Here is a 5,484-nt window from a genome sequence, read left to right on the forward strand (position 1 = left end):
GCCTATAAGCAATAACAGAAGCGGTATTCCAAACACTATCAGATTGGATAGAGTAAGACTTTTGTCTGAAAAACCGACTTCTACTGTATCACCTATTTTTGCGCCAACGTCATTTTTAAGTTTTATGCTTACTTGATTGCCCGATTCCAATGTACATATTTTACATTTGTCGCAACCGGATTGTCTCTTAAACTTGACTTCGGCTATATCATCAGTAATTGCTGTTACTTTTCCTATTTCCAGCATTATTTCCTACTATTTTTTTACTAATTATTCAACTTCGCTAATCTTGATAGCAAGTTCCTTAAGTTGACGAGGCTCAACAACGTCAGGCGCGCCAGTCATAAGGTCAGATGCATTTTGAACCTTGGGGAAAGGAATAACGTCCTTAATGTTATCGGTACCTGCCAAAAGCATTACCAATCTGTCAAGACCAAATGCAAGACCGCCATGAGGAGGTGTTCCATAGTTAAATGCATTTACAAAGAATCCAAATCTATCTGCAATCTGCTGATCGTTGAAGCCCAAAGCCTTGAACATTCTTCTTTGAATATCTCTGTTGAATATTCTCAAGCTGCCGCCGCCTGCTTCTTGACCATTGATAACAAGGTCATAAGCCTTGGCGCGTACTTTTTCGGGGGCTGTTTCCATAAGTTCAAGGTCCTCGTTTTTAGGACTGGTAAACGGATGGTGTTTAGCAACAAGACGCTTTTCCTCTTCGCTGTACTCAAATAGAGGGAAATCTATAACCCAAAGCACATCGTATTTTGATTTGTCTATCAGATTAGCTGTTTCGCCCAGCTTCAATCTCAAAGCTCCCATCGCATCATAAACGATCGAATCCTTGTCTGCGCAGAAGAACAATATATCGCCTGTTTCTGCATTGGCGCGTTTGAGTATTTCATCAACAACTTCTTGTGGCATAAACTTGGTAATTACAGATTGTATGCCGTCTTCTTTCATTGCTATCCAAGCTAGACCTTTTGCTTTGTAAATCTTAACAAAGTCGGTCAAAGAGTCAATGTCGCGGCGAGACAATATAGGATTATCGCCCTTTACAAAGCCTTTTGCATTGATCATTCTTACGCTGCCGCCTTTTTTTACTGCGTCTTCAAATACTTTGAAACCGCAATTTTGAGCGATATCCGAAATATTGATAATTTCAAGACCAAATCTGGTATCAGGCTTGTCTGAACCGTATTTGTCCATTGCTTCCTGATAAGTCAATCTGCGGATATTTTGTGGCAAAGTAATGCCTTTTATCTTTTGGAACAGTTCTCTTACCATCCCTTCAGCCATACCCATAACGTCTTCTATATCGTCAACAAATGACATTTCCAAGTCTATTTGGGTAAATTCAGGCTGACGGTTAGCTCTCAAGTCTTCATCTCTAAAGCATCTAGCTATCTGATAATACCTGTCAAAACCAGATATCATCAATAACTGTTTATATAATTGAGGTGATTGACAAAGTGCATAAAAGCTTCCATGATGAATACGGCTAGGTACCAGGTAGTCTCTTGCGCCTTCGGGTGTAGATTTGCCCAAATATGGAGTTTCCATTTCCCAAAAACCGTTTCTGTTGAGATAATCACGTGTTATTTGACAAATCTTGCTTCTTGTATGCAAAATCTCTTGCAATCTAGGAGTTCTTAACTCCAAATATCTGTATTTGAGTCTAAGAGGTTCTTTTACTGATTGAACATCATCAAGTTCAAAAGGTGTAGTATCAGCATCTGATAATACTTTTATAGAAGTTGCCAAAAGTTCTATTGTGCCTGTACTTAATTTGGGATTAATCGTTTCAGGTGAACGCTTGCGGATATTTCCTTTTACTGCAATTACGTATTCGGATCTTATACTTTCTGCTTTATAAAATTCATTAGGAATTGATGATGAATCAAAGACTATTTGCAAAATACCGCTTCTGTCTCTCAAATCCACGAATATAAGACCGCCAAAATCACGACGGTTATTAACCCATCCCATTACTGTGGTTTCTTTTCCAATTAATTCTTCAGTAGCTTCTCCTGCATAGCAGGTACGCTTCCAATCACCCAAAAATTCTGCCATTTTATTTTAATTTTAGCTCCTTAATAATTTCGACAATTTTATCTTGAGCGGCATTTATTACATTGCCGCTTTTCATATCTTTAATTGAAAACACTTTTGATTCAAGCTCATTTCCGCCCACAGTTATACAAAACCTTGCGTTTAACTTATCGGCGTATTTGAACTGAGCTTTCAGGCTTCGTCTTAACTGGTCATAATCAGCTGATATATCAGCCAATCTCAATTCTCTGGTAAGTTTTGATGCCACTTCGGCTGAAATATCAGGCATGGCAGCAACAAAAACATCAAGATTATTTTTATCGGGAATATTAACTCCTGCGTTATTTAAAGCAATTAATAATCTTTCAATACCTATTGCAAAACCTATTGCAGGCATGGATTTTCCGCCCAAAGACTGTATAAGATTGTCATATCTACCGCCGCCGCAAACAGTTTCTTGCGCCATTGTTTTGACTGCAGGGATAAATTCGAATACCGTTTTGGTGTAGTAATCCAATCCCCTGACTAACATAGGATCAACTTTATATTGTATATTATTATAATCTAGTATTCTTTTTAAATTTTCAAAATGCTCTTTATTTTCATCGTCCAGATAGTCCAATGTCTTGGGAGCGCTTTCCATGAGCTTTTTGCATGAGAGTTCTTTGCAGTCCAAAGCACGCAAAGGATTTTTTTCTATGCGGTCTCGGCAAGCAGGACATAATTCTAAGCTATGATCTCTGAGATATTGCTTCAAAACTTCATTATGTCTGATACGGCATTCTCCGCTGCCAATGCTGTTAATATGAAGTTCTATATTTTGGATTCCAACTGACTTTAGAAAATCATAAGCAAGCATTATTGCTTCGGCATCGCTTTCAGCACCGCTGCCGCCAAACATCTCAACACCTAATTGATGAAATTGTCTTAATCTGCCTGCCTGCGGCTTTTCATAACGGAAAGCTGATATGATATAATACATTTTTACAGGCAACGCTGAGTTAGACAATGATTCTATAAACGCTCTTGCAACACCCGCAGTACCTTCTGGTCTTAGGGTAATTGAGCGTCCGCCTTTATCCAAAAAGGTGTACATTTCTTTGTTGACTATATCTGTAGTCTCGCCTACTCCGCGTTCAAACAACTCCGTATGCTCAAAAATAGGAGTTCTGATTTCTTTTAGATTGTATTTTGCGGCAATCTTACGAAAAGCATCTTCTACATATTGCCACATAAAACTTTCTTCAGGTAAAATATCTTTAGTGCCTTTGGGTATATTAATCATAATAATTAATTATATGATATGGGCTTGCTTTTAGTCAAGCATCCTAAGAATTAGTCTTACCTTGTAATATCTATATAAAAGTAACATTATATAATTTATTGACAAAATCTTTAAAATTAAATATTATTAAGTTAAATTGAATATTTATAAATTCGGTTGGCAGAATATCTGTTTCAAGATTTTGGCTTTTTAGGGTGGAAAGCATTTAGCTTTCCACCTTTTTATATAGGAGGTTTTATATGAGTTTTGGAGAAAGTGTATTAACAGCTTTATTTTGCTTTGTAGTGGTTGTTATAGTTCTAGCTGTATTATGCGGCCTTATAAAGCTTTTTTCTTTAATCTTTAAAATTAATTTAAAAAATATTGATTTTAAAAATATTTTTAAGAAGAAAAAATCAAGCAAACAAAAAGTCGTCAATACTCCGACAAATAACAAAAATGACGCTTTATACGCAACAGTAACTGATGAACAAGGCAATTCTACGGTATTTAAGTTTGTGTCAATAAAATCAGTGGAGGAAAACAAGAAATGATAAAAGATGCTTTAATAAAATTATGGGAAGAATCAGGATTTGCAGCGATCACAGTTCAGCAGGTTATAATGATAGTTATTGCTTGTGTTTTAATTTATCTTGCAATAGCCAAAAAGTTTGAGCCTATGCTTCTTCTTCCGATTTCATTCGGCATATTGCTTGCCAATTTGCCCAAAACAGGCTTAATGGCTGAAGCTGGAGATGAAAACGGCGGATTGTTATACTATCTTTATTTAGGTGTAAAAAAAGGTATTTATCCTTCTTTGATATTCTTAGGCATTGGGGCAATGACTGATTTTGGTCCATTATTGTCTCGTCCCTCCAATCTGTTGCTTGGAGCAGGAGCGCAACTAGGAATAAGTGTCGCTTTTGTAATAGCTGTTGCTTTAGGCTTTTCTCCAAATCAAGCTGCTTCTATCGCTATAATAGGTGGCGCAGATGGTCCTACTGCGATTTACTTAACAATTAAATTGGCGCCCAAACTTTTACCCGCAATCACTATTGCAGCATATTCTTATATGGCGCTTATACCTATAATACAACCACCTATTATGAAATTACTTACGACAAAAAAAGAACGCGCCATCGTAATGCAAGAGCCTAGAAAGGTTTCTAAGATTGAAAAAATTTGTTTTCCTATAATAGTAACTATTTTATGCGTTTTGTTTTTACCCTCTGTTGCGCCTTTGATTGGTATGCTTATGCTAGGAAATTTATTTAGAGAAAGCGGTGTAGTTGAAAGACTTTCTACAACAGCGCAAAATGCCTTAATCAATATAGTAACTATATTTTTAGGATTAACTGTAGGCGCTACTGCTGTGGGCGAAACATTTTTGCAACTTGAAACTTTAAAAATTATACTGCTCGGATTAGTAGCTTTTTGTTTCAGCACTGTTGGCGGTCTTTTGTTTGGAAAATTAATGTGCGTTATAACCAAGGGAAAAGTTAATCCCCTAATTGGTTCAGCTGGAGTATCTGCAGTTCCTATGGCTGCAAGAGTATCTCAACAAGTCGGTCAAAAAGCTAATAGCAACAATTATCTATTAATGCATGCTATGGGTCCTAATGTTGCAGGTGTAATTGGTTCTGCTGTTGCAGCTGGTATTTTACTCGCATTATTTGGTTAAGAACACATAAATATCTAGAAAACATAAATGCTCATATGAGATAAATACATCTTGTATGAGCATTTTGTTTTAAAAATTAAAAATTTTTTGAAATTTTTATTACTATTCGATTGAAAAAATATTTATAATATGCTTTAATAAATAACGAACATTTTTGGCTTGAGATTTCTTTTTTGAGCTATAAAAAGTGGTAAAAAATATATAAAAAAATTTGAAATATTTTTTATCAAACGCTTGACCGAAGTCCCCTAAATGTTCTATAATACAACAGTCGCTTGAACGTGACGCTCTTTTTTGGGGGTATAGCTCAGTTGGTAGAGCACCTGCCTTGCAAGCAGGGGGTCAGCGGTTCGAATCCGCTTACCTCCACCAATTTTTTAACGGTAAAGTTTTTAAGCCTTATATAGGAATGTAGCTCAGCTGGTTAGAGCACCACCCTGATAAGGTGGGGGTCGATGGTTCGAGTCCATTCATTCCTACCAAAGTT

General features: G+C 36.5%; 5 protein-coding genes, 2 tRNA genes and 1 other annotated feature. Of the genes, 4 read left to right on the forward strand and 3 right to left on the reverse strand.

Features of this window, described 5'->3' with window-relative positions; translation table 11 throughout:
• The 3 genes from VIL26_08485 to hisS all read right to left on the reverse strand — a co-directional run.
• Nucleotides 1-246 (reverse strand): SoxR reducing system RseC family protein (locus VIL26_08485; GenBank protein HEY8390964.1); only part of this gene is annotated, 246 nt, incomplete at its 3' end.
• A gap of 24 nt (nucleotides 247-270) precedes the next feature.
• Nucleotides 271-2,073 (reverse strand): aspartate--tRNA ligase, encoded by a 1,803-nt coding sequence (gene aspS, locus VIL26_08490; GenBank protein ID HEY8390965.1) that lies wholly within the window; start codon nucleotides 2,071-2,073, stop codon nucleotides 271-273.
• A 1-nt stretch (nucleotide 2,074) separates the two neighbouring features.
• Nucleotides 2,075-3,340, reverse strand: a complete 1,266-nt coding sequence (gene hisS, locus VIL26_08495; protein HEY8390966.1) for a histidine--tRNA ligase — start codon at nucleotides 3,338-3,340, stop codon at nucleotides 2,075-2,077.
• 151 nt (nucleotides 3,341-3,491) lie between these two features.
• Nucleotides 3,492-3,541: a sequence feature (sodium ion sensor (DUF1646 type); this cis-regulatory element may regulate processes involved in with the transportation of sodium ions), on the forward strand.
• A 35-nt stretch (nucleotides 3,542-3,576) separates the two neighbouring features.
• Here hisS and VIL26_08500 point away from each other — a divergent pair.
• From VIL26_08500 to VIL26_08515, 4 genes are all read left to right on the forward strand, one after another.
• Entirely contained in the window at nucleotides 3,577-3,870 is a 294-nt protein-coding gene (locus VIL26_08500) for a hypothetical protein (protein HEY8390967.1), read from the forward strand.
• Nucleotides 3,867-4,997 carry a sodium ion-translocating decarboxylase subunit beta gene (locus tag VIL26_08505; GenBank protein HEY8390968.1) on the forward strand — a complete coding sequence of 377 codons (1,131 nt, stop codon included), beginning with the start codon at nucleotides 3,867-3,869 and terminating at the stop codon, nucleotides 4,995-4,997. The genes VIL26_08500 and VIL26_08505 overlap by 4 nt, the downstream gene beginning before the upstream one ends.
• A gap of 296 nt (nucleotides 4,998-5,293) precedes the next feature.
• Nucleotides 5,294-5,369 (forward strand) — tRNA-Ala (locus tag VIL26_08510).
• 33 nt (nucleotides 5,370-5,402) lie between these two features.
• Nucleotides 5,403-5,479, forward strand: a tRNA-Ile gene (locus tag VIL26_08515).
• The last annotated feature ends 5 nt before the right edge of the window (nucleotides 5,480-5,484 follow it).

The sequence above is a fragment of the Clostridia bacterium genome, assembly GCA_036562685.1.
Classification (GTDB): Bacteria; Bacillota; Clostridia; order Christensenellales; family DUVY01; genus DUVY01.